Annotated in this window: 12 protein-coding genes; 5 read left to right on the top strand and 7 right to left on the bottom strand. The window is 47.4% G+C overall.

The annotated features are described in order from the left end of the window. Window positions 1–41: 41 nt before the first annotated feature. The 5 genes from Q369_RS0103180 to cobA form a co-directional block, all read right to left on the bottom strand. Window positions 42–1,496 (bottom strand): rubredoxin domain-containing protein, encoded by a 1,455-nt coding sequence (locus Q369_RS0103180; RefSeq protein ID WP_031526332.1) that lies wholly within the window; start codon window positions 1,494–1,496, stop codon window positions 42–44. Window positions 1,497–1,529: 33 nt separating this feature from the next. Continuing rightward, entirely contained in the window at window positions 1,530–5,057 is a 3,528-nt protein-coding gene (locus Q369_RS0103185) for a nitrate reductase (protein WP_035332862.1), read from the bottom strand. A gap of 209 nt (window positions 5,058–5,266) precedes the next feature. Next, entirely contained in the window at window positions 5,267–6,574 is a 1,308-nt protein-coding gene (locus tag Q369_RS0103190) for a NarK family nitrate/nitrite MFS transporter (protein ID WP_031526334.1), read from the bottom strand. Between the two features lie 40 nt (window positions 6,575–6,614). After that, a complete protein-coding gene (locus Q369_RS0103195) occupies window positions 6,615–7,973 on the bottom strand; it encodes an alginate export family protein (protein WP_031526336.1) in 1,359 nt (452 codons plus the stop codon). A 24-nt stretch (window positions 7,974–7,997) separates the two neighbouring features. Next, window positions 7,998–8,756, bottom strand: coding sequence for a uroporphyrinogen-III C-methyltransferase (gene cobA / locus Q369_RS0103200; RefSeq protein ID WP_031526337.1), 759 nt, complete (start codon window positions 8,754–8,756; stop codon window positions 7,998–8,000). Between the two features lie 277 nt (window positions 8,757–9,033). On the opposite strand from cobA, the gene nirB reads away from it, so the two are divergent. The 5 genes from nirB to Q369_RS0103225 all read left to right on the top strand — a co-directional run bounded on the left by nirB (window position 9,034) and on the right by Q369_RS0103225 (window position 17,391). Next, window positions 9,034–11,550 carry a nitrite reductase large subunit NirB gene (gene nirB / locus Q369_RS0103205; protein ID WP_031526338.1) on the top strand — a complete coding sequence of 839 codons (2,517 nt, stop codon included), beginning with the start codon at window positions 9,034–9,036 and terminating at the stop codon, window positions 11,548–11,550. A 174-nt stretch (window positions 11,551–11,724) separates the two neighbouring features. Further along, window positions 11,725–12,078, top strand: a complete 354-nt coding sequence (gene nirD, locus Q369_RS0103210; protein WP_031526339.1) for a nitrite reductase small subunit NirD — start codon at window positions 11,725–11,727, stop codon at window positions 12,076–12,078. A gap of 4 nt (window positions 12,079–12,082) precedes the next feature. Next, window positions 12,083–13,510, top strand: coding sequence for an ATP-binding protein (locus tag Q369_RS0103215; protein ID WP_031526341.1), 1,428 nt, complete (start codon window positions 12,083–12,085; stop codon window positions 13,508–13,510). A 24-nt stretch (window positions 13,511–13,534) separates the two neighbouring features. After that, complete coding sequence (locus Q369_RS0103220; RefSeq protein ID WP_031526342.1) at window positions 13,535–14,209, top strand: response regulator; 675 nt, start codon at window positions 13,535–13,537, stop codon at window positions 14,207–14,209. A gap of 239 nt (window positions 14,210–14,448) precedes the next feature. Further along, window positions 14,449–17,391: a DEAD/DEAH box helicase gene (locus Q369_RS0103225; protein ID WP_031526343.1), complete on the top strand. Its 2,943-nt coding sequence runs from the start codon at window positions 14,449–14,451 to the stop codon at window positions 17,389–17,391. 168 nt (window positions 17,392–17,559) lie between these two features. Here Q369_RS0103225 and Q369_RS0103230 read toward each other — a convergent pair whose 3' ends face one another. Together Q369_RS0103230 and Q369_RS0103235 are read right to left on the bottom strand one after the other, a co-directional pair. Beyond that, entirely contained in the window at window positions 17,560–18,855 is a 1,296-nt protein-coding gene (locus tag Q369_RS0103230; protein WP_031526344.1) for an adenylosuccinate synthase, read from the bottom strand. A 79-nt stretch (window positions 18,856–18,934) separates the two neighbouring features. Beyond that, window positions 18,935–19,438, bottom strand: a complete 504-nt coding sequence (locus Q369_RS0103235; protein WP_031526345.1) for a Fur family transcriptional regulator — start codon at window positions 19,436–19,438, stop codon at window positions 18,935–18,937. Window positions 19,439–19,517 lie beyond the last annotated feature (79 nt).

The following is a 19,517-nucleotide window of genomic DNA, read 5'->3' on the forward strand; positions in this document are numbered from 1 at the left end:
AAGAAGCGGCTTTGAACAATGTTCGAAGCCGCTTCTTGTTTTTAAACCACTTCCAAAACAACCTCCCGCAACTCCGCTTTTCCAATCCCGCAAACCGCACAACAGTAACTTTCGGGAAGCGCTTCAAAAGGTGTGTCCGGCGGAATGCATTGTTGTTCGTCGCCGTACTGTGGGTCGTATACCGTAAAGCAGTCCGGGCATTGGTGTAGTACCTTCCCTGGCTCGGGCTGTTGTTGTGATTCTTCTTCTGCCGCAAAGGCGAGCTGCATTCCCTGTTTTGAGCGCTGGTTGTTGAACCTTCGGCAAAGCTTTTCGAGCTGCACAGCCAGCTGCATCCTGTACAATCCTTTTTCAAAAGCCAGCAACCGCCGGCTGTTTGGGTTAAAATTTTCGGTGTAATAAATATCGTACAAACTCAAAATCGCGAGCTGACCAATACGGATTAGTGGACGTTTTTTAATTAAAACAGAACCAAAAACTTCGGATTTCGGGCGGGTTTGTATACCGAAGCAAAGGCCGAATGTGCGTGTATCGTGTTTGTCGAAATATTGGATCAGCTCCTTTTTGAGTACTGAACCTTCTTCGTGGTGATCTTCCGTTTGCCAGGCCAGCTCATTGGCAGCGTGACGTACATTGATATTATGCTTCCCCAGTATACTACTCCAATCGCCCCGGTACTGGTCTTCAATCCCTTTTATAATCAGTGACTTCCAGGGCGTAATACAGATTTCACCGATTTTGGTTTTCATACAAAGCGCACAAACATCCAGCAGAAAATCGACAGAAAACAGTTCATCGCGCCGGTACAATCCCAGCCACGTCCGCGATTCGTACCGGTTAAAACCCTCATAGTAAGGCAGCGAAAACGATGGTAATTCAATCTCGCCGACTGCTGGCTGGGATATATATTGAATTCGCGCATTCACAGACGAAAACAAAGTTTCTTCATCAACAAATTCGTCTTCCAGCAAACAAGCCTCAACCGCATTGGCCAGCTTTCCAATTTCATTCGTATAAATTAGCTCCCGCCATTTGAACACCACATTACTCTGCCTTGGACGTACATATAAGTACCAGAAATGCGGCTCAGGTGAAGAAATGAAGTTGAGGTTACCGGTAAAAAACGGGGTAAAGCTCTGGTTGGAATCAGATATGTTGACTTTCAGTGAAGGCTGATAATCAAAACAGTCCAGTACCGAATGGTATTCATTCGCAAGCAGCCACTGACCAGTCCTGAAAACATCTTCCCCGCAGTAGGAACTGACAATATTCGGATTCCGGTCTGTATTTACCTCATAGCGGATCGCAGCTTTTTTCAAGCTTTTTTCAAGAAAGCGCATATCCTCATAATGAGCGGTTATCAGCATTTGTTGCCGGGAACCAAAACGCACTTTGTGCACATTCGCCTCTCTCGCTGCTAATAAAATCTCCTTTAAAAACCCCGGCGAAGCAATACCGCCCGGCAGGTTGATCTTTACATTATAATAGTCTCTCATCTTTTCACCGCATTCATTGTAAACTGATCAACCCTACGCAACAACCAGCGAGCGCTCCATTACCTTCTCAAGAATCGCCCGCACTTCGGGGCGGCACGAGCCGCAGCCGGTACCAGCGCCGGTCTTTTTACACAAGTCCTGAAAATCGTCACAGCCATTTACAATCGCCTTTTCCAGATTTCCTTCTCCTACATTATTGCAGGAGCAAACCACTTTCCCCATCAGCGGATCGGCTGGTTTACTTGCCCTGAGCAGCTGCAAACGCTTTTCCGAAAGCTCAGTCCCACTTGCGATCAGGTCCCGAAACTCGGCAAACTCATTTTTATCTCCAATCATGATCGCGCCTACGAGCTTGTCGCGGTGCACAATGCATTTCTTGTAATACCTTTTGGATTGATCCGTAAAAACGATCTGCTCATACGCAGGATCGTTCACTGGTACTTCCGTCAGCCCGATGCTGCACAAATGCAAACCTTCCATTTTCAGGATATTCATTGAAATGCTTCCTTTATAGGGCCGGGTTATATCTCCCGCCAGATAGCTGGCAATAACCTCGGCTTGTTCCTCGGCAGCCAATGTAATCCCCCACATTCTTCCGCACCATTCGGCAATTTCTCCCGCAGCATATATGTCCGGATCAGATGTTTGCATGTAATCATTCACGACCACGCCGCGTTTGCACTCGATCCCGGCCTCCTGCGCCAGCTCGGTATTGGGCACAGTGCCCATTGTCATCACCACCACCTGACAATCCAGCTTTCGTCCCGATTTCAGACGAATGCCTTCCACCCGCTCAGTTCCTGAAAATGTGGCTACTTCATCGTTGAAAAACACTTCGACTCCCCGATCAAGCAGCTCCTGGTAGAGCAGCTCACTTGCAAGGGAATCAAGTTGCCGCTCCATAAAACGCCCGCTGCGCTGTATCACGGTTACTTTCACATTCATTTCGCGAAAAGAAGCCGCCAGTTCCAGTCCCAGAATACCTCCTCCGACAATCACAGCATGTGGGTTTGGTTGTGTTAAAAAGGGCAGCAAAGCGTCGGCGTCGGGCCGCGATCGCATATTGAAAATACCACGCAACTTGGGTACACTTTTCGGCATAAAAGCGCGGCTGCCTGTTCCCAAAATCAATTTATCGTAAGTATGCTCCTGCCCTTTGTCGTCGATAACGGTCTTGTTTTTGCGATCCATGTGAACAATACCAGTTCCTTTGTGTACAACAATGCGCTGATTCTCAAATTCATCTTCCCGCAACCTGACCAGCTGCTCCCATTGCTGCGCGCCGCTGATGTAGTCGGGCAGCATTACCCGGTTATAGAATGGATTAATTTCCTTTGAAAAAACATGGATCTCATCTTCCGCATTCAACTTCCGGTACGCATTGATAAAGCCCAGCCCAGCCGAACCCGCGCCGATAATGATGATTTTCTCAACAGGCTTTTGATACAATGCAACTTCAACCGCCGTGAATTTAAAGTCCGGCTCTTTCGATTTTGGATCAACCAATGCATTCGTCAGGTTATTAGCCCTGACTGCATTATTTCCCAAAATCTTTCCCCAATGCATTGGCAAAAAACAAAGTCCAGGCCGGACATCGTCGGTCAACTGCGCTTTCACGCGCACCTCTCCTCTCCTGCCTTTCACGATTACCAGCTGGCCCTCCGCGATATTCCTGCTGGCAGCATCTTCGGGATTGATCTGTAAAAATGGTTGCGGGATATGCTTGTTCAATCGCGCTACCCGCCCCGTTTTCGTCATCGTGTGCCATTGGTCCCTGATCCGGCCGGTAGTTAGTATCAATGGAAAATCAGCATCAATGGGCTCTGACGCATTTTCATCGTCTACCGCGTGGATCTGCGCTCTTTTATTTGGTGTATAAAATTGATGATCAGTAAAAAGCCGCTGCTGGCCCGCGTTTACATTACTTTCCTGCATTTGCATTGAAAACGGCCACTGAACACTTCTTTTTTTATGCAAAAATTCGTGACTTACCCCGGTAACATCGATGTGCGTTCCGGCTGTGATTTTCACATATTCATCGTAAACCTCGGCTGCATTGGCATAAGTAAAAGAACTCCCAAAACCCATTTTCTCAGCAAACCGCCAGATAATTTCCGCGTCGGGCAGCGCTTCGCCAGGCGAGTCGATCACTTTGGGTAAATGGGTAATGCGCCTTTCAGCATTGGTCATCGTACCTTCTTTTTCAAGCCAGGCCGAGGCAGGTAAAACCACGTCTGCAAACTGCACGGTATCTGCGCGGTCAGACACATCCTGCACCACCACAAACCTCGCTTTCTTCAATGCACTTTCCACCGCATTCATATCCGGCATGCTCACAAGCGGATTGGTATTGATAATCCAGATCGCTTTGAGCTGATCATTTTCCAGTGCCTCAAACATCTCAGTCGCGGTCAACCCCGGCTTGGCTCCGATTTGTACGGGAGTTTGCCAGAAATTTTCCAGTTCCTGCCGGTGCGTTGCATTGGTAACCTCTCTGTGTCCAGGCAAAATATTCGCCAAACCGCCTGTCTCGCGTCCGCCCATTGCATTCGGCTGACCAGTCAGCGAAAATGGCCCGTTACCCGTCTTCCCAATTCGCCCGGTAATCAAATGCAGGTTGATCAATGAGAGGTTTTTATTCACCCCAATCACAGACTGGTTCAACCCCATTGTCCAGAAAGAAAGAAACCCCTGCGATTGCCCGATCCATTTGGCAGCGAGTTCAATATCGTCCGCAGCAACCCCGCATAACTCGGCAGATTCCGCGAGCGTGCGCTGCATTACTTTCTTGCGGTAAGCTTCAAAACCGTCTGTATGGTTTGTTATAAAATTATAATCGACGTTGCCATTTTCGATCAGCAACCTTCCTATTGCGTGATTTAAAACAATGTCGGTACCCGGTATAATTTGCAAATGCAAGTCCGACGAACGCGCGGTATCCGTCTTCCGGGGATCTACACAAATGAGCTTTACATTTGGATTTGCCGCTTTATGCGCCTCGACCCGCCGCCAGATAATCGGGTGACACCAGGCAGGATTCGCGCCAGTCACATACATCACATCCGCCGCTTCAATATCATCGTAGCAAACGGGCACACTATCTTCTCCCAAAGACATTTTGTAACCCACCACCGCCGAACTCATGCAAAGCCGCGAGTTGGTATCGATGTTGTTTGAGCCGATAAACCCTTTAATCAGCTTGTTAACTAAATAATATTCTTCCGTCAAACATTGTCCCGATACATAGAATGCAACAGAATCCGGACCGAATCTCTTGATGAAGGTTTTAAAAACAGCCGCAGTCCGCTCCAATGCGTTGTCCCAGCTCACCCGCTGCATCGGCATCGACCGGTTCATCCGCATTTGCGGGTAAAGCAGCCTGTCCGACTGGTCCATGACCGTATAATGTAGGTTCATTCCCTTAGAGCAGAGCATCCCTTTATTGGAAGGGTGCGATTTGTCACCTTCCAGACTTAGTTGTCCATTACTTTCTTTGGTCACCACCACCCCGCAGCCAACGCCACAGTAACAGCAGGTGGATTTGTAGGATGTGGAGATCATGGTCTAATTTTGAATGATTGAATGAGTGAATGATTGAATGAGCCGCCGTGGAACGGGGAATGAGTGAGTTAGTGAATGGTGAATTATCGAGTTAGCTGCAATGGAACAGAGAATAATCGAATGATCCCCCGTGGCACGGAATGTGCAAATTCAACTTCCGCGAGCGCAGCAAGCGCCAAGCCAATCGCCCCAATCTATTTCCGTAGGCTTCAGCCAACGGAAGAGGGGGATAGGCTTTCGGATACCGTGGCTTCTGTTTTTTCGAAATTGACCAATGCGACTACTGCGGCCACACAAGCGATCGCGCCACCTATGTACATAAATGCTTCTGAGTAGGAAATAGAGCTGGATTTGAAAAGGAACCCTGCTAGTACCGCGCCTACATTACCACCAGCGCCCACGATCCCGCTTACCGCGCCCATTGCTTTTCGGTTGATAAATGGAACAATCGCATAGGTAGCTCCATTCGCCATTTTGAGAAACATTGCGAACCCGAGCATGGTAACCACCGCCACCGTCAGACTATTACTCTGGGCAAAAAGGGCGATACCAATTCCTTCCAGGCACAGCAATGCAGCGAGTAAGCGACCTTTCCCCAGCATACCATATTTATTCCCAACCTTATCAGCCACAATACCTCCGATTGCACGAGCAAATATGTTCATAAAACCAAATGCACCGGCGAGTATCCCCGCAGTTGCGAGAGATACCTCGAAGTTTTCAGAGAAGTAGAGTGCCGCTACGTTATCAAATGTAATTTCAATGCCGAAACAAGCTCCATAAGCCAGGAAAAGCGCCCAGGTACGCGGATCTTTCGCTGCTTTTGCGAGGGTACCTTTTGCCTTGACAGCCTTACTTCCCGTCACATTCAAATCTTCAAAATTCCCTGCCGGGGTATCTTTGGTAAAAAAGTAATAAATGAATGCAAAAATGAAAAGTGCCGCACCGGGAATGATCATTGCCACACGCCAGGCGGACTCTGGCAGGTAACCCAAACTAATAAAAAAACCGAAAACTAGCGGCATTGCCATATTGGTGATGCCACCCCCTAGATTCCCCCAGCCTCCTGCAACCGCATTGGCAGTACCTACGATCTTTTGATCAAACATCACCGAAGTATGGTATTGCGTGATCACAAACGACGCACCAATTACACCAATAGCAAGCCTGAAAAGCAGAAAGGCCTCGTAAGAATGCACCAGCCCGACTGTCATCACCGGAATGGAACAAATTCCCATTAATGCAGCGTACGTTTTCCTCGGCCCCCAGGAATCACAAAGCTTACCGATCAGAATGCGCGCAACTACCGTGGCGGCAACCGATGCGATGATAAGATTGCCGATTTCCTCTTTACTTAAACCTAAGTCTTTCTTGATCACCGGCATCAAAGGCGCGAGCCCGAACCAACCAAAAAAGCAGAGAAAAAACGCCATCCAAGTCAGGTGGAAAGTGCGCATTTGTACACCCTTGAAACTTAATACATTCAGCTTCTCAAGAGGTTTCTGAGTTGTTTCCATAGTAAATAAGAGTTGTAAGGTAAGAGAATGACGCGTGGAATTATTTGATAAAATCCGGTTTGATATTGATCATCAGATAAGCCCAGTTGGCCATCTTTTGAGGATTAGAAATGTTTTTAACAACCGCCAGACTGCTGCTCGGCAGAAACGTGCAATAGCCCGCCTGAAAGCTGATCGCATTGGTCAGGCTGTAAGTGGCGATGATATCGAGCTCGCTCCCGAAGTTGGCCGAAAGCTTCTGGTTTTCTGAATTTCGAATGGGAGCTGCGCTTGAAAATTGGTGCAAATCTCCTTGTATCAGCCATTTCTTACCAGGTTTGATCAGAGTATTAATGTAAAAATCTTTCAGCCCGCCACGACCAAATCCATTGGCTGCATAGAAATAGTCCATTTGTCCCCAAAACTTGTGTGGTGTTCCGTAAAGCGGGTCGAATGTGTGGTTTTTGGCTGATCCTGCCTGACTGCCAGAGGTATAATCAAAGCCCGGCCCTACTGCAAAACGGCTGTTTGCATTGTACAATCCACGTACTGAATAAAGGTATGCGTCCAGTGAAAGTCCGTCTTTGTCTTTCCCGGTCTGATAGTATGCATTTGCTACCAAATTCCAGTATTTACCCAACTTGGTTTCAAAATATGGCCCGACTGTAATGCGGTTCCAGGTCCCATCTTTCAGCTCTTTTTTCCCGATAGAATCTTTGGAATATTTCTGGAAATCATCTTTGAAGATCAGAAATGAAGCTTTGCCAGTCTTTGTCTTTTTACCAAAATATACAAACTGCATTGACTTGTACATTGTGCCGATTGCATTGGTACCAGCCGGATAACCTACAGGAACACCGTCGTACAGAGTCCCGCTTCTCACCTCACGGTTTTGATTATACGCAGCACCGATATGTGCGGTCCAGTTCTTGTTTTCGTATTTGAGCAAAACGGCATCGTGGCGCCTTGCCTGTTGCAGCCAGTCGAGATTACCCAGCAGCCGGCTGTCGTCGTAGAGTAATTCCTGCCTCCCGATTTTAAGCGCGAGCGTTTTGCCTACATTGGCCTGTCCGGTATCCAGCAGACTGATCTGTGCCCACGCTTCGTGCAACATCAATCCATTCAGGTTCTGGCTGGCAATGCGGTTATTTGTGGAAGCATCCTGTCCCCAAACGCGCACATCCTGGATTGCAGTAAAAAATTGCATCCTGTATCCGGTATAGCCTGCATTTAGCCGCGTGCGCTGAGATGTAAAGAAAGCAGCTTTGTCATTTTTCGACAATGGACTCCCCTGCCCGTGCAGCAGCTCGGTGCGCGTGCGCAGCTGTCCCGATAATGTGAACTGCGCATTCGCGTTGGCACAAAACAACAGGCAACAGGCTAAAAAACCTGCAATGAATGTGAATAGAGTTGTTCTCATCCCTTGAATGATTGGAAGTAATTACTAACAGGAAATTCCGGCGCTTTGCAGGTACTCGTACGCATAAGACGGGTGGAGTGCTACTACTTCACCCATGATCATAATCGCAGGAGTTCTGATTCCGTGCTCGCGCACCAGCTCAGGCATTTCCCAGACCTGCCCGATCACACTTTTTTCCTCGGGCCGCGTTCCATTCTGGATTACCGCCATTGGTAAATGCCCGCGACCGAAATGCTTATACAGCTCACAGATTTCGTCTAGTTTATTCAATCCCATTAGCACCACTACCGTCGCCTTCGATTGTACTGCCAGGCGCAGGTCGTCGGACAATGTCCCGTCCTGTGTAGTTCCCGTAATCACCCAAAAGCTTTCACTCACACCCCGCCGCGTCACAGGGATCTCCATGGAAGCGGGTACCGCAATGCTGCTGGAAACGCCGGGGATTACTTCTACGGTAACCCCGTAGTCGCGGGCGTACTGCATTTCCTCGTGGCCGCGACCAAACACAAATGGGTCGCCACCTTTTAAACGGACAACGTGACCTTTCTTCCGGGCGAGACGAACGATTAAACCGTTGATCTCATCTTGCGAGAAAGAAGTTTCTCCCACCTTTTTGCCTACGTAAATCTTCATGGCATGTGCTGGCGCAAAATCGAGCAGCGCATTGCAGGCTAGTTCATCGTACAGCACTACATCTGCCTTTTCAAGTGCTCTGACCCCTTTTAAGGTGATCAGCTCCCCATCGCCCGGGCCGGCTCCTACCAATGTGAGTTTTGCTTCCAATTCCGCTGGTATTATAGGAGTGAATATTAAAAATATACTATACGTAGTAGTTACCAATCATAGTTATTGGTGCATCAAAATTAGGAGCTACATTTTACAAAACAAGCTTTTGACCAAAATTTATATTTACAAATGACTATTATTGCAAATATAAAATTAGGAAAATGACTATTAGCCATTTAAATTTGGAAGCACTTACAACATCAAGATTTAGTATATAATTAAAATAGTACAACAAAATACTTACAGTTTTACAATTTAATAGTTACTATTTACTATGAAACACGAATTAAACATCAGAATTGTAGTAATCGGCAACGGAATGGTTGGTTTTAAGTTTTGTGAAAAACTATTGTCGAAGCGGAAAGAAGGGCAGAATATAAGTTTAACAGTATTCGGTGAAGAGCCTCGCCCCGCCTACGATCGTGTACATTTAAGCGAATTCTTTGCGGGCAAGTCTGCCGATGATCTTACATTAGCCACAGAAGAATGGTACAGCGACAACGGAATTACATTGTACTTGTCGGACCCTGTGGTTGACATTGACCGAGAGAACAAGCTTATCCGCTCTCACCACGGACACATAGTTTATTATGACTATTTAGTTATGGCGACCGGCTCCGGTGCCTTTGTGCCCACCATTCCCGGAGTCGAAAAGGACGGCGTATTTGTATACCGCACCATTGAAGATCTCGAACTGATCCAAACCTATGCACGCAAGGCGAAAAGGGGCGCGGTGATCGGTGGCGGGTTACTGGGGCTGGAAGCGGCGAAAGCTTTGCTCGACCTTGGTTTGCAGGAAGCCCACGTAGTTGAATTTGCATCGCGGCTTATGCCGAGGCAGATCGATGAAGCGGGCTCACGAATGTTACAGAACCAGCTCGAATCGCTCGGATTACAGATCCATTTATCCAAAAACACACAGGAAATTAAAGGTGGAGATTGCATTGAGGGAATGCAGTTTGCTGATAATTCTTTCCTGGAAGTAGATATGCTGGTGATTTCCGCCGGTATCAGGCCGCGCGACGAGCTGGCTAAAATTGCAGGACTGGACACGCATCCAAGAGGCGGAATTGTGGTGAACAATCAGCTCCAAACTTCGGATCCATTCATTTTTGCGATAGGTGAATGCGCGCTGGCTCATCACATGATTTACGGATTGATCGCGCCGGGTTACGAAATGGCCGATGTGGTTGCGACGCTGATTACAGGCGGCGAAAAGGAGTTTCTTCCATTCGATATGTCAACCAAGCTGAAACTCATTGGTACAGATGTCGCCAGTTTCGGCGATCCATTTATAGAAGAGCCGGCTTGCACCACTGTCCGGTACGAAAACAAGGCGAAAGGCATTTACAAGCGGATTAATGTAAGTCTTGACGGGAAGTCGCTGCTTGGCGGAATTCTGGTGGGCGATGCGGAGCAGTACAATATGCTTTTACAAACCTGCAAGAACAAAACGATACTACCGCCCGATTCCGAAGATCTGATTTTAGGATCAAGGGGCGGAGAAGAGGCAGGTGCGGGCGTCATGAGCTTTCCTGACGATGCATTGATTTGCTCATGCGAGGCTGTAACAAAAGGGATGATTTGCCAGGAAGTAAATGAAAAAGGCCACCAGCATATAGAAGCAATCAAAAAGTCCTGCAAGGCTGGTACCGGCTGCGGCGGTTGCATTCCGATGGTCAAAGATATTATCGCCGGCACATTGAAGCAGAATGGCGTTTACATCCGGAACGTGGTTTGCGAGCATTTTGAGTACTCGCGGCAGGAGTTACTCGACCTGGTCAAAATGAATGGGCTGAAAACCTATAACGCTGTTCTGGATACCTTCGGAAAAGGCGACGGTTGTGAAACCTGCAAGCCGCTGATAGCTTCCCTCCTCGCCAGTTTGTGGAATGAGAATATCCTTCAAAAAGACCGGGCTCCTATTCAGGATTCAAACGACCGCTTTTTAGCCAACATTCAAAAAGGCGGTACTTACTCGGTTGTTCCCCGCATTCCCGGAGGCGAAATAACGCCGGAGAAACTGATCGTGATCGGTCAGGTAGCTCAGAAATATGGTATGTATACCAAAATCACGGGTGGACAGCGCATTGATATGTTCGGCGCACACCTGGGCGACCTGCCGCTGATCTGGGAAGAGCTGATCGATGCAGGTTTTGAGAGCGGCCACGCTTATGGAAAGTCACTGCGGACGGTAAAAAGCTGCGTTGGTTCGACCTGGTGCCGGTTTGGAGTCCAGGATTCTGTGAGTTTCGCCATTGAAGTAGAAAACCGTTACAAAGGGCTACGTTCGCCGCATAAGCTTAAATCCGCGGTTTCGGGCTGCATTCGTGAATGCGCCGAGGCGCAGAGCAAGGATTTCGGGATTATAGCGACAGAAAAAGGCTGGAATTTGTACGTATGCGGCAATGGAGGCTCCAAACCACAGCACGCACAATTGCTCGCGACCGACGTAGACAAAGAAACCTGCCTGCGCCTGATCGATCGCTTTTTAATGTTTTATATCAAAACCGCCGACCCGCTAACCCGCACTGCAACCTGGCTCAACAAAATGGAAGGCGGCATGTCGTACCTGAAAGCGGTGGTCGTAGACGACGTACTCGGTATCGCCGCTGAACTGGAACGCGAACTCCAGCAGCTGATCGACGTGTACCAATGCGAATGGAAAGAAGTAGTAGAAAGCCCCGAACTACGTAAACGTTTCTCCCACTTCGTAAACACCCCCGCAAAAGATCCTTCTGTTCAATTCGAAGAAATGAGAGAGCAGAAAAGAGCGAAGGAGTGGGTGTAAAAACGGCTATCGGCTGTCGGCTGTCGGCTGTCGGCTGTCGCTGTCGGCTGTTTAGTAATGAGCAGTCTACGTTAGACGGTTCCATTAGTTGAAGCAATAGTTTAATAAAACAATCAAAACAAAAAAGCTGAAAGCCGATAGCTGACGGCCGACAGCCAAAAAACCATTTCTCCTATGAACACCGAAACAAACATCGAAACAAAAGTAACCTGGCATGTAGCTTGTCAGGTAAGTGATATTCCGGAAGACGGCGGCGGATGTGCGCTGATTGACGGGAAACAAATCGCTATATTTAATTTCGCAAGAAGAGGTGAATGGTACGCGACTGACAACGAATGTCCGCACCGGCAGCAAATGGCCGTGGCGCGCGGGATGATCGGGAGCCAGGACGGTGAGCCGAAAGTTGCTTGTCCTTTTCACAAAAAAACTTTTTCATTACAAACCGGGCATTGCCTCAATGACAATGCTTACCAAATCAAAACCTTTCCGGTGATGGTGAAAGAAAACCTGGTGTATATCGGAATATGAGCAAATGGAGAGACTCGATAAACGGGTAGCAGGCAGTCTGACAAGGTTCTACGTGGTCGCATTGTGCGTAGTGGCATTACTGACGCTCAGCGGCTTATTCCTGATCAGAAAGACAATCAGTAACCTCAACCACGACAGTCGGGTAGTAAATGTGGCGGGACGCCAGCGTATGTTGAGCCAGCGGCTGACGAAACTTGCATTGCTCAAAATTAGCGGTACTGCTCACCGGGACTCTGCCCGCTTTTCGGAACTACTGGATCTCTGGAAAACAAGCCACGAAAATCTTGCAAGCAGAAGGCTGGCAGTTGAAGACGGGCTGGTAACCTGGAAAAGTCCGGTACTGGATGAAATGTTCGCAGAGCTCGAACCTGTATTCGACGAAATGTACATGCATTTTCTCGTCATCGGGCGTGACACTTCCGCCGAGGCGCGCCAAAAGGGATTACAAGCTATTTTGGAGAATGAACCCCGTTTTCTTGACAAAATGGACAAGATTGTTTTCCAGTTTGACCGGGAGAGTTTTGAGCGATTGGAAAATCTGGAAAGAATAGAATGGATCCTGGATATCATGACCATTCTGGTTTTGCTGGCAGAAGGTTTGCTGATTTTCAGACCGGTTGTTAATACCACCAGGCGGGTTGTCAGAATGCTCACTGAATCGGAGAATGCATTACAGCTTTCTAACCAAAAACTGAAACAGTCCAATATACAACTCGTTGATACCCAAAACGAGCTACTTCGCGTGGAAGAAGAAAAGCATCAAATGCAGCTCTCAGAAAACCGGGTACGGGCCGCTTCGCTGATTGAGGGACAGGAAGAAGAGCGCAAGCGGTTTGCATTGGAATTGCACGACGGGATCGGACAAATGCTGACCGGACTAAAACTGCATGCGGAGAAACTCAAATCAGTGCAGTTTCATGATGAGAAACATAAACGCCAGTTCGAAAAGCTGGTGGCGCTGGTGCAAGACATTATCCAGACCACGCGGCAGGTATCTTTCAACCTGATGCCTTCCGTACTGAACGATTTCGGACTTGCTGCCGCATTGAAACTGCTCTGCGACCAGACCACCGAAATTGCAGGTGTACGGGTTGACTTTGAAGGAGATACCAGTTCAAGAATTGCGATGAGCGGCATTATGGAAACGAGCTTGTACCGGATTGCGCAAGAGGCGCTCAATAATGCGATCAAGCATGCAAAGGCAGGTCGCATTAAGATTAAATTGGAACAGAGCAGTAATCGTATTATTTTGGAGATCGCCGACGATGGAAAAGGTTTCGAAATGGATCAGCTGAAAGCAGATTGCGGTTTTTCAACTTCCGGCAATGGAATGGAAAACATCCGCACAAGAAGCCAGCTGCTGAATGCCAAAATGAATATCTCCTCCAAAATCGACGGCGGCACCAGGCTGGTCCTGGAAGTCAAACTATGAACTGTTACTCCTTTTTAAAGCGGAATGCGTATACGGATTTTGGTTGTCGACGACCATTCGGTTGTCAGGCAGGGGATTATTACCCTGCTCGAAGATGAAGAAGACCTGCTGATTGCGGGAGAAGCAGCCGATGGAGACGAAGTGTGGGATATGGTGGAAAAAGTAAATCCGGACGTGATTTTGCTTGACCTGACCATGCCGCGCGTGCCAGGGCTGGACGTGATCAAGCAGATCGTACCTGCATTTCCTAAAGTCAAAATATTGGTTTTCAGCATGCACAACAATGCAGACTACATTGTAGCATCTGCATTAAGCGGCGCTTCGGGATACCTGCAAAAAGATGCAAGCCGCGACGAAATGCTCCTGGCGATCCGCGCGATCGCAAAAGGAGAGTTATACTTCCCGCCTTATGCCTCTTCCATTATCATCAAAAAACTGATGAAACAGTTGCTTGTCGCGCCTGAACCAGCACCGGCGCAGGAAGAACTGGAAGTGAAATCTGTATGGAACCTGCTCACCCCGCGCGAGCAGCAGATCCTGAAATGCATTATTGAGGGAATGAGCAGCAAAGATATAGCCGAGAAATTCGAGATCAGTTCCAATACTGTGGCTAATCAGCGGGCGAGTATCATGAAGAAAACCAATGTAAAGAATACGGCAGAACTGGTAAGTCTGGCGCTGAAAAAGTCGTTGAGTTAAACTTGCAGTTACAATCCGCAATATTTCTCACAAACCGACTGCGTTTCAGGCGAATTGCCTATCGAAATGTTTAGAATTCTATAAAAATTTTTTCTACAAATATCCCCAGCTGCTGTGTGAACGCGCTTTCATTTAGGTGTGATTTAACCTATATTTGAAGTTTCCCAATTCCAAAAGGAGGTCCTCTCCAACCTTGGGCAGCAGTTCGTCAACACTTATAATTTGTAGAAAACCGGATAATGAAAGTATCTCCATCCGAGCCATTTAAGATTGTTTATTCAATTCTGAACCATGAGTATCTGGGGTATATTTTTGAATCTTTCGCTGTGCAGCTGAATGCACAGGGCGACGTTACGTTCCAGATCCAGAATATATCTTCCAAAAACGTAGAGGAGTTCAGAAGCGGGCTTGATGCCGGAGATTTTGAGTTGGTCAAACTCATCGACGATATCCAGCAAGATCTGGTAGTCCGAAAGTTCAACACCAAAAAACTGAATGCAGTCGACTTCTTCCTCAAAGTATACGACGCGCAAAAAGGCGATAAAGCCATTCAGGAAGCCATCGCAAGCTATCTTGAAAACTGCAAGGCCCGTATTCTTGAAAAGCTAAATGGAAAAGACATTTTCATCATGGGAAGCGATGGAAATCCACTCTGGAAACCTGTGGTTACCGAGCCGGAGAAAGCGACGATACGTTTCCATTTCGTAAGAAATGAGGACAATACACATTACTTCCCAACGATCCGCCACAAATACCAAAAGCTTGAATTTCAATATAAAAATGCATTTTTAATCTGTGAAGATCCTGCCTGGCTGATTGTCGACGGTCACCTTTACAGCTTCGAGGGAAATGTGGACGGGAAGAAAATCAAGCCCTTTTTGAATAAAAAATTTATCGCAATCCCCGGCCAAGTGGAGGAGCAGTACTACGGTCGCTTCGTGGCGCCGCTTATTGCTTCTTACGATGTAGTGGCCAAAGGATTTGAAATCAGAAATGTCTCCTCGCAGCCAAAAACTGTATTGACCATCTCGGAATTCACCTCGGCACCCAAAAAGACTCCGGTGCTTTTTCAGGATTCGGAAGACGTAGAGGTGATTGAAGAAGAAGATAACGACGTTACATTCGATTTATCATTTCAATATGCCGGCTTTTCTTTCCATTATGACAGCTTTGCGCATCCTTCGAGTGTGCATATGGAGAAGAAAGGAAACGACTATTTTTTCAACAAGGTCAGGCGCGATATAGACGGCGAAAGCCGCAATGTGCGCCTCCTGAAAGAATGGGGGCTGAATATGCGCAATGGTAAACTGCAAATGCCAAAGTCACAGGCTTTCGGCTGGTTGCAGGGAAATGCAATAACGCTCTCCGAAAATGGAATCAGCGTAAGACAGAATACCGCCGACAGCAAACGTTATTTCCTCGGTTATTCCTCGCTGGATATCTCAGTTCAGGAAGGCCGGGATTGGTTTGATATCAATGCGAAAGTGAAGTTCGGGGAATTTGAAATCCCGTTTATTCAGTTAAGAAGCTACATTCTGAACCGTAAAAAGGAGTTTTTACTGCCAAACGGAGAAACTGCGGTAATTCCGGAATGGTGGTTTACGAAGTACTCTGAGTTCTTTTCGTTTACCGAACACTCCGAAGACGATGATCAGCTGCGTCTTCGAATGCACCATTTGGCACTTGTTCAGGAACTTCAGGAGGAAAATCTGGCAACAACGGTGATCAGCAGAAAGCTGGAAAACCTGCGCAACTTTCAGCAGATTGAACCCGTAGAACCGCCTAAGAACTTCAATGGCACTTTACGTCCTTATCAAAAAACTGGTTACGACTGGCTTCAATTTCTCAAACAATACCGGCTTGGAGGCTGCCTTGCAGACGATATGGGTTTAGGCAAAACGGTCCAAACATTGGCTTTGCTGCAATCAGAAAAGGAGAATGACGCATCCAATCCTTCCATGCTGATCATGCCCACTTCGCTGCTGTATAACTGGCAACTCGAAGCCAGGAAGTTTACACCCGACCTGAAAGTGCTGCTTTACACAGGTACCAACCGGGAAAAGGATACCGCGCAATTTGATCAGTACGATCTGATTTTGACTTCATACGGGATTGTTCGTCTGGATATCGATATTATTGAGGCTTACCGTTTCAACTACATTATCCTCGATGAGTCGCAGGCAATCAAAAATCCGACTTCCATTATCACGAAGGCGGTACGGAAGCTTAATTCTTCCCACCGGCTCGTGTTGACTGGTACGCCGATTGAAAATAATACGCTTGATCTCTGGTCGCAAATGACTTTTGTTAACCCGGGTTTGCTGGGAAGTCAGTCATTTTTCAGGGATGAATTTCAGATTCCGATTGAGAAAAAAGGTGATGAAGATAAATCAAAGCGGCTCTACAATCTGATCAAGCCATTTATTTTGAGGAGGTTAAAATCTCAGGTGGCAACCGATCTTCCTGAAAAAGTCGAGAGCATTCAGTACTGCGATATGGTGGAAGAACAGGAAAAAGCTTATGAAGAAGCGAAAGCCTACTATCGTAACCTGATCCTGCAAAGCATTGATAAAGAAGGTATTTCCAAGTCACAACTGGTGGTATTACAGGGTTTGACAAAGCTGAGACAACTGGCAAACCATCCGTTAATGGTAGATCCGGGATACAGTCATGGTTCGGGGAAATTCGAAGATGTATTGCATAAAATGGAGACAGTCATGACAGAGGATCACAAGATTCTTGTTTTCAGTCAATACATCAAGCACCTCGACCTTTTCAGGCATTATCTTGACGACCGAAATATCAGGTACGCCTATCTCGACGGCTCAACCAAAGACCGGCAGGAGCAGGTGGAGACATTTCAGGAACAAGCAGGTATCAAAATATTTCTGATCTCGCTGAAAGCAGGCGGGCTTGGCCTTAATCTCACTGCTGCCGATTACGTTTTCATCCTCGATCCCTGGTGGAACCCCGCCATTGAAGCACAGGCAGTAGACCGCGCGCACCGCATTGGCCAGCACAGAACTGTATTTACGTATAAGTTTATAACCAAAAACTCCGTAGAAGAGAAGATCCTTGCATTGCAGAAATCGAAAAAGCAGCTCGCTGACGACCTGATCTCAAATGAAGAAGGGTTTATCAAGTCGCTAAGCAGGGAGGATGTGCTGAACCTGCTGGCGTAAAACGCTTGTTCCTAAGGCACTTACTTTGTCAGCCTGTACCCTACAACTTTGTCACCCTGAGCTTTTACCTGTCACCCTGAGCGGAGTCGAAGGGCGCTACCGCTTGGTGGTAGCGCCCTTCGACTCCGCTCAGGGTGACAAAGCAGTAGTTCTTTGAGCTAAAAAGACCTAAACCGACAATGCTGACGTTTCTCTGCTAATCAGCGCTTCACGGTCGGGGCCGGTGGAGATGAAAGTGATCGGCAACTTCAATTCTTCTTCCAAAAACTTCACGTAAGTGAGCAACTCTTCCGGAATCGCGTCGAAATCGTGGATGCCGTCGAGTGATTGCTGCCAGCCTTTGAATTCTTTATATATCGGCTCAACAGATTCATCACATAAGTCGTAGGGAAGCTGCTCCGTCAGGGTTCCGTCTGCCAGCTTGTAGTGCGTACAAACTTTGATCGAGTCAAAAACAGTAAGTACGTCTACCTTCATCATGATCAGCTGTGTAACACCATTGATCATAATCGCGTATTTCAATGCAGGCAGATCGAGCCAGCCGCAGCGGCGTGGGCGACCGGTAGTGGCACCAAATTCACGCCCTTCCTGACGCATTTTCTCGCCGGTTTCTTCTAACAATTCGGTTGGGAATGGACCGCTGCCAACGCGTGTACAGTAAGCTTTGAAAATTCCGAAAACTTCGCCGATCTGCTTGGGAGCAATACCTAGCCCGGTGCAGGCGCCGGCGGCCATTGTAGTTGAGCTGGTTACAAAAGGATATGAACCAAAGTCAATGTCCAGCAAAGATCCCTGAGCTCCTTCGGCTAGTACAGTCTTGTTGTTGGCCAATGCATCGTTTACAACATACTCGCTGTTAACCAATGTAAACTGCTTCATGAATTCCACCGCAGCGAAGAAGTTCTCTTCTGCTTTCGGTAAAGCTTCTGCGTAATCGTATTGGTAGAAATCAAGGATAACCTTGTGGGCATCAACTAATTTCTGGTATTTCTGTGCGAAATTCGGTGAAAGAACGTCACCCACACGAAGCCCGAGCCTCGCAGTTTTATCCTGGTAAGCAGGACCGATTCCCCTCAATGTAGAACCGATTTTGGAATCACCTTTGGAGCGCTCATAAGCTGCATCAAGTAATGCATGCGTGGGTACGATGATCGACGCTTTCTTGGAAACAACAAGGTTGCTCACAAGGTCAAGGTTGTATTTGCCGAGGTTTTCAATTTCTCTTCTGAAAACGATCGGGTCGAGAACCACGCCGTTTCCGATAATATTCTGGATATCGCTGCGAAAGATCCCGGAAGGAATTTGGTGCAAAACATGTTTGATACCATCGAATTCCAGCGTGTGGCCTGCATTCGGGCCGCCCTGAAAACGGGCTACAACCTGGTAACGCGGCGCCAAAACGTCCACAATTTTACCTTTTCCCTCGTCTCCCCATTGGAGCCCAAGTAGTACGTCAACTTTCATTCAATTTTTGATTACTGAAACTATATGTGTAAGAATAAGATAGGCAGGAGCAAGCCCCTGCCTTAAAGGATTTCCGACATTATCTGTCTTCGTATGCAGCCGAAGTTTCCCTCGGTACGTCGTTGCGGTTCTGGCAATTTTCTTTGGTACAGTTACCGTAGAAGATAAGTGAATGGTGCATCACGCTGAAATTCAGCATTTCGCCTACCATGTTCTGGATAGACTGGATCCTTGGATCGCAGAACTCCATTACTTTGTGGCAATCTGTGCAGATCAGGTGATCGTGTTGTTTGTTACCGTAAGATTTTTCAAACTGCGCCAGGTTTTTACCAAACTGGTGTTTGGTCACAAGGTCACAATCTACCAAAACATCGAGCGTGTTATATACAGTGGCGCGGCTAACCCGGTACCGTTTGTTTTTCATGCTGATGTAAAGCTCATCCACGTCAAAATGATCTTCCCTGGTGTAGATCTCTTCCAATATCGCAAAGCGCTCAGGCGTTTTACGAAGTCCCTTATTTTCCAGGTAAGCCGTCAGGATTTTCTTGGCGGCTTCGAAATTTGGTTTGCTGGCTTGTGGCATATCTCTGACTATTCTTGCGCGAAAATACGCTTTTTTATACTAAATCACAGTCAATCTGGTAATTTAACAATACCAGGGT

Origin of the sequence: Dyadobacter crusticola DSM 16708 (assembly GCF_000701505.1) — a bacterium.
GTDB lineage: Bacteria > Bacteroidota > Bacteroidia > Cytophagales > Spirosomataceae > Dyadobacter > Dyadobacter crusticola.

Bases quoted from the DNA above. Each gene is read 5' to 3' on its own strand.
- Q369_RS0103180 (WP_031526332.1), bottom strand. From the start codon at position 1,496: ATGAGAGACTATTATAATGTAAAGATCAACCTGCCGGGCGGTATTGCT.
- Q369_RS0103185 (WP_035332862.1), bottom strand. From the start codon at position 5,057: ATGATCTCCACATCCTACAAATCCACCTGCTGTTACTGTGGCGTTGGC.
- Q369_RS0103190 (WP_031526334.1), bottom strand. From the start codon at position 6,574: ATGGAAACAACTCAGAAACCTCTTGAGAAGCTGAATGTATTAAGTTTC.
- Q369_RS0103195 (WP_031526336.1), bottom strand. From the start codon at position 7,973: ATGAGAACAACTCTATTCACATTCATTGCAGGTTTTTTAGCCTGTTGC.
- nirB (WP_031526338.1), top strand. From the start codon at position 9,034: ATGAAACACGAATTAAACATCAGAATTGTAGTAATCGGCAACGGAATG.
- nirD (WP_031526339.1), top strand. From the start codon at position 11,725: ATGAACACCGAAACAAACATCGAAACAAAAGTAACCTGGCATGTAGCT.
- Q369_RS0103215 (WP_031526341.1), top strand. From the start codon at position 12,083: ATGGAGAGACTCGATAAACGGGTAGCAGGCAGTCTGACAAGGTTCTAC.
- Q369_RS0103220 (WP_031526342.1), top strand. From the start codon at position 13,535: ATGCGTATACGGATTTTGGTTGTCGACGACCATTCGGTTGTCAGGCAG.
- Q369_RS0103225 (WP_031526343.1), top strand. From the start codon at position 14,449: ATGAAAGTATCTCCATCCGAGCCATTTAAGATTGTTTATTCAATTCTG.
- Q369_RS0103230 (WP_031526344.1), bottom strand. From the start codon at position 18,855: ATGAAAGTTGACGTACTACTTGGGCTCCAATGGGGAGACGAGGGAAAA.
- Q369_RS0103235 (WP_031526345.1), bottom strand. From the start codon at position 19,438: ATGCCACAAGCCAGCAAACCAAATTTCGAAGCCGCCAAGAAAATCCTG.